Source organism: Pontibacter pamirensis (assembly GCF_010015475.1).
GTDB lineage: Bacteria > Bacteroidota > Bacteroidia > Cytophagales > Hymenobacteraceae > Pontibacter > Pontibacter pamirensis.
Window position 1 is genome coordinate 1 of sequence record NZ_SSNI01000082.1, and the last position, 5,933, is coordinate 5,933.

The window sequence follows — 5,933 nt, forward strand, 5'->3', positions numbered from 1 at the left end:
GCTGGCACTTATAGCTGTGGCAAACAAACTCATAAAGCAGGCTTTTGCCATCGCTACCAAAGGAGAGTATTACATGGAAAAATCATAAGCAAAATATTGCTTTTAAACACAGTTCATTTCGAATGCAATGAGAAATCTGAGTTATTGCATGACCCCTTAATAACTCAGATCTCTCGCTTTGCTCGAGATGTCCAAAAAAAAACTGAAGCTACTCCTGCACATCCTCATTTAAGAACCTCCACTCAGAATTAAAGCTGCTGATAAGCTTCTCTTTTTTAGCACGGCTCCATTTCTTGACTTCTTTCTCTCGTTCAATGGCATGGTCAACATCTTTAAACCGCTCATAAAACACCAAGTTGTTGCATTGGTATAAACCAGCGAAAGTAGAGGGATTGCCTGCATTGGAAGCATGTTCTTCAAGCCGTCGAACTAGATCATTTGTCATACCAATATAAAGTGTCGTCTTTTTTGGATTTGTTGTGATGTAGATAAAGTAGTTGTGTGATGCCATATAAGCTTATATTTAATTGTGAGCTCCCCTTCGCACTGTCATCTCGAGCAAAGCGAGAGATCTGAGTTATTACAGAGTCATGAAATATAGCAGATTTCTCACTGCGTTCGAAATGACAATATAAATATACTGTAAAGCAAAAGGGGGAGCTACATTAACAGTAGCTCCCCCTTTTGCTTTACAATTTATCCTTTACTTCCGCTTCTTCCACTCATTATAAGCTCTTTCAATCTGACTGGCGTACTCTTTATAACTTTCAGGCTCTGTGGTACCTAATTTAATAGCCTTAGCCGACAACGAAGAAGCCATTTGGTACTCACTGTTGTAAGCGTATAGCTTTGCTTTGATCCAGTTATTGAAGAAGTTGTCTTTAATAGCTATGGATTTGTTTACCCACTCTAAAGCTTTCTCATGGTGCTCCTTGCGTGGGAGCATGTATTCGGCACTTTGCGCCCAGATATACCAGTCGTCTGGAGCAGCTTTAGCAAGTGCTTCGTTTATATTGGCTAATGCTTTCTTTTCTACTTCCGTCTCAACATTCAACGTCACTTTCATGTTCTCCCACATCAGGTTCAGTTTTCCTTTGTTGGCACTGAGGTCAGAGAAGGAGAATTGCATCGTTTCCGTAAAAGTATTTTTCTTTGGCTTTACCTGCAGATAAGCCACATCGTCCAATTCATTGTAACCTTCCAGTCCCCACAGGCCAGTATCTTTATTCAGAACCACTTGCCACAAGGAATCGCTCTGCGGGAAAATAAAGAAAGAATAAGTACCGGCAGGTACACGCTCCTGGTTCAGGAACAGGTCATCGGTGAAGGTGATAAGCGTCGCCTCGTTGGCACCAGCGCGCCAGAGAGAACCGTAAGGCACCAAATCCCCGAATATTTTTCTGCCTTTCACACTTGGCGCGTGATAATTTACTGTGATATCAGTTAAGCCAATCGTCTGTTTCACCATAGCCGCCGGACTGGCCTGGGGTAGCACCACCTGGGCTGAGGCAGTATAGGTGCAAATAAGAAGAAATAACAGCAGACAAAACAGATGCTTATTCATGGTATAAAATTTAAAAAAACCGCTTTTGCCTGACTATGAGAAAAAATTATGCCAGAGTAAACGCAATTTATACAGGTCTAGAAAGATGCAACGCAAAGATACTAAAATAATATTTTCATGAGCTACCCACCCTGAGCTTAACATCAGTTGGAGTATAGTTATCATATGAATATTAAAAGCTTGAAAATCAATATGTTACAAGTGAGAATCCAGTGTGTGAAAATTAGCCAACAATTATATATATAACTTTACGGATTTTAAATAGAAAAAAATGCAACAAATGTTTAGGTTAATTGTATAATGCTAACGTAAATTTGAACTATTAAAACGAACAAGAAGTTGAGTTACTATTATTAGCCAACAGCATCTTCAAATCTATCAATTCATCTTCAATCATTAGAAATGTAGTCCCGGCGGTTTCCAGGTAGACCTTAGGACAATTGCATCTCCGCTATGTGCCACAGCTTTTCGCCCTGGTGAAGGCAGTGCTGTGTATTTTTTTCACCATTCCCAACCTACACTTTTTCAACTAACACATGAATGTAAAACTTTTACACAATCAACACGTGCGGGATCACCAAAATCTCCAGCGGGGGCTGCTGGTCTTAGTGTTCTTCCTGCTTTCTGCCTTTGGTTTGCAAGCGCAAACGGTAACATCTGATAAGGATGATTATGCTCCAGGTGAAGTAGCTATTATCACCGGTACCGGCTGGGCTGGTGACAACTTTGTGGATGTACACTTTAAAGAAACACCTGCATATCATGCAGAACATCAGCATGATTACCATGGTATAGCGGTTGACGCAAATGGTAATTGGACAATAAAATACCAGATTGAAGATCGACATCTTGGTGTTGCATTTGATGTACATGTTGTTGGTAAGCAAACTGGTCGTGAAGCATTTACTTATTTTACAGATGCTTTAAATACAGATTTGACTGTTAACCCCTCAACAGGAAATCAAGGTGGTGCAATTATCCTTACTGCAAAGCTTGTACAAAACCAAAATGGAAGCGGTGGTAGTTCTGGCGTAGGAAATGGAAATGGAGTACCTGGTATGACTGTCAACTTTTCACTTAGAAACATTTCAGTTGGTTCGGCAGTAACAAATAGTAACGGTGTAGCAACATTATCAACTAATGTTCCAAGTACTATAGCTCCAGGAACTTATATTGATGGTATATCTGCTAAGTACACAAAGCCTAATAGTGGATCGTATAATAATTCTGACGGAACGGCCACTTTAACCGTAAATTCTGCTTCGGCAACTACCTATTTTTCTAGCCTTTCATCCCCCACGTTAACATACGGCACTACTTCTACCACCCTTTCAGGTGAAATTCTAGTACAAACGGAGTACCTACAGGTAGCGTGTCAATAACTTTAAATGGTGTTACTCAAAGTGCCACTATTGGTTCAACAGGTGGATTTTCATCTAGCTTTTCTACTGGCTCTTTAGCAGTAGCATCTTCTCCATATACTATTACTTATGCATACACTGCTACTACTATTTTCTCGGGAGTAAGCGACAATAGCAAAACAGTAACTGTATCTAAAGCCCCTACCACAACAGTAGTAAGTGTGAGCAATGCAACTTATAATGGTTCACCAAAAGCAGGTTCTGCCAGAGTAACAGGAGCAGGTGGATTAGATGCGTCAGTAACTGTTTCTTATGCAGGTGTTGTCCCAACCGTTTATGCTTATTCAACTACAGCGCCTACCGCTGCAGGTACTTATACTGCAACGGCTACTTATGCTGAGAGCTCTAACCACCTTACTTCTACTGACAGCAAGAGCTTCACAATAAACAAGGCGACAGCTACGTTGGCGCTGGGCAACCTGGAGCATGTGTACGATGGCACGTTGAAGTCGGCTACTGCTACTACAACTCCAGCAGGTTTAACTGGTGTGACTGTAAGCGGCTCTGGTACTAACTTCGGTGATTACGACGCTGCTGCTTCCCTGGACAACGCCAACTACACGGCTACTGCTGTAAGCGGCACGCTGAGCATCAGCAAGGCTTCTTCTACAGTAGCAATGAGTGATGTAACGGCTACTTACAACGGCAATGCTCACGCTGCTTCTGCTACAGCAACTGGTGCTGGTGGCCTGAACACAACTGAAGGCATCACTTACAGCTACGTGGGAACTGGTGCAACCACTTACACAGCCAGTGCAACTGCCCCAACCAATGCAGGTACTTACAGTGTAACGGCTACTTATGAAGGTGGCGCCAACCACACTGGCAGCAGCAAAACTGCTACCGTGACAATCAACAAGGCGACTGCTACACTGGCGCTGGGTAACCTGACGCACACGTACGATGGCACGTTGAAGTCAGCTACCGCTACTACAACTCCAGCAGGTTTAGCTGGTGTGACTGTAAGTGGTTCTGGTACTAACTTCGGTGATTATGACGCTGCTGCTTCCCTGGACAACGCCAACTACACGGCTACTGCTGTAAGCGGCACGCTGAGCATCAGCAAGGCTTCTTCTACAGTAGCAATGAGTGATGTAACGGCTACTTACAACGGCAATGCTCACGCTGCTTCTGCTACAGCAACTGGTGCTGGTGGCCTGAACACAACTGAAGGCATCACTTACAGCTACGTGGGAACTGGTGCAACCACTTACACAGCCAGTGCAACTGCCCCAACCAATGCAGGTACTTACAGTGTAACGGCTACTTATGAAGGTGGCGCCAACCACACTGGCAGCAGCAAAACTGCTACCGTGACAATCAACAAGGCGACTGCTACTTTGGCTCTTAGCGACCTTAAGTATATGTTTGATGGCCATGCTAAATCGGCTACTGTAACTACGGCGCCTGCTAGTTTAGCAGTAAATGTTACTTATGCTCCAGTTGTAGGTGGTGTGACAGGTATGGCTTCTGCTACTGCCCCTTCGGCAGTTGGAACTTATGCAGTTGTTGCCATTCTTAGCAACACAAATTACAAGTTGGTGAACTCTTCTGGTGCTGAAATACCAAGAGTTGAGGGTACACTTGAAATCTATGCAGTTCCGGTAGTGACATTGAATCAAGTTGCCTCTACTGAAGTGTTGAAGCCAATTTCTGTAACTGGGAATTATACTGGTATAATAAGCAATCCGGTTTGGATTTGGATTTTTAATACAAATCCAGGTACAACTGGTAGCTTAGATGAGTCAACCAAAACAATTTCAGGTTCAACAGCCGCTCCAAGTACTTCTGGAATGTATTCTGTTTCTCTTCAGTATAAAGACGCAGTGGGGCAAGTGCAAACTTCAGCATCCGTTTTTGTACCAGTGTTTGATTTGAATGGTGGTTTTGTAACCGGTGGAGGTACTATTAATTCTGAAAGAGGTGCTATACGTGTATCTAGTTACAATTTAGTTCAAGACGCATCAGGAAAAGCTTCTTATGCCATACTTTCGAAATATAGTCAACAGGGTAAGCAAAATGTTCTAGACGGAAACACAGGATTCTACTTCAATTTGGGAAACCTAAAGTTCCAAAGTAAGTCATTAGAAAATAACAGTCTAGTAATCAATAGTGATAAAGCAACTTACAAGGGAGAGGGTACTTTAAATGGCTACGACGGCTTTAAGTTTACTGTTGTTGTGACTGATGGTGATAAGAAAACTCCAGTTCAGGCTGATAAATTCAGAATTAGAATCTGGGATTCAGCAAACAAACTTGTATATGACAATGTTGTGGGTGCATCTGACGTAGAAGAATACAATGAACCAGGAGATTTTATAACTGGTGGTAACATTATGATTCATCAGCCTTTGAAAGGTGGCTCATCTACCAAACTTGTTGCTACTGACAAGCCGGAACTTGAGCAACCTACCACTAAATTCCAGAACTACCCGAACCCGTACAACGACAGAACAACCATCACTTTCTCTTCCTTAAAAGAAGAAAGCTTTGCGCTGGAAGTGTATGACGTGAAAGGTGCGCTGGTGAAGAAAGTAGACATGGGCGTGACAGAGGCTGGCAAGACTTATGAGTACGAGCTGGAAAGCCGCAACATGCCGGAGGGAATGTACTTTGCCCGACTAATAACAAGTTCAGGAGTACAGACAATTAAAATGGTGCTGAAAAGATAGTACCAAGTCTTAAGCCTTAATTAAAGAGAAAGCGCCGGTGCCCGTGAGGGTGCCGGCGCTTTCTCTTTAATTAAGGCTAATTACAAAGCAAAATCGCAGGCATTTGCAGCAGAAGTTGATTCCTGGCGGCAACTGGTAGTGTATTTAAAGGGTAGTGTATTTAAAGTAAGGATGGATATATTGTGAAATTAGCAATAAGGAGCAGGTGTTATAAAATAGAGATCGCCAAACCTTTATTTTATATGACCACCTGTCCTCACTGCCATAGCCTAAATG

General features: G+C 42.6%; 4 protein-coding genes. 2 read left to right on the top strand and 2 right to left on the bottom strand.

Annotated features, from left to right (window positions below):
- Nucleotides 1–208: 208 nt before the first annotated feature.
- Together E1919_RS26710 and E1919_RS26715 are read right to left on the bottom strand one after the other, a co-directional pair.
- Nucleotides 209–511 carry a GIY-YIG nuclease family protein gene (locus E1919_RS26710; RefSeq protein ID WP_162056457.1) on the bottom strand — a complete coding sequence of 101 codons (303 nt, stop codon included), beginning with the start codon at nucleotides 509–511 and terminating at the stop codon, nucleotides 209–211.
- A 192-nt stretch (nucleotides 512–703) separates the two neighbouring features.
- On the bottom strand, nucleotides 704–1,564 hold the full coding sequence (locus tag E1919_RS26715; protein WP_162056458.1) for a DUF2911 domain-containing protein: 861 nt from the start codon (nucleotides 1,562–1,564) through the stop codon (nucleotides 704–706).
- A 536-nt stretch (nucleotides 1,565–2,100) separates the two neighbouring features.
- On the opposite strand from E1919_RS26715, the gene E1919_RS26720 reads away from it, so the two are divergent.
- Both E1919_RS26720 and E1919_RS26725 read left to right on the top strand, forming a co-directional pair.
- Complete coding sequence (locus tag E1919_RS26720; protein ID WP_162056459.1) at nucleotides 2,101–2,946, top strand: hypothetical protein; 846 nt, start codon at nucleotides 2,101–2,103, stop codon at nucleotides 2,944–2,946.
- Nucleotides 2,937–5,657, top strand: a complete 2,721-nt coding sequence (locus E1919_RS26725) for an MBG domain-containing protein (protein ID WP_162056460.1) — start codon at nucleotides 2,937–2,939, stop codon at nucleotides 5,655–5,657. The genes E1919_RS26720 and E1919_RS26725 overlap by 10 nt, the downstream gene beginning before the upstream one ends.
- The last annotated feature ends 276 nt before the right edge of the window (nucleotides 5,658–5,933 follow it).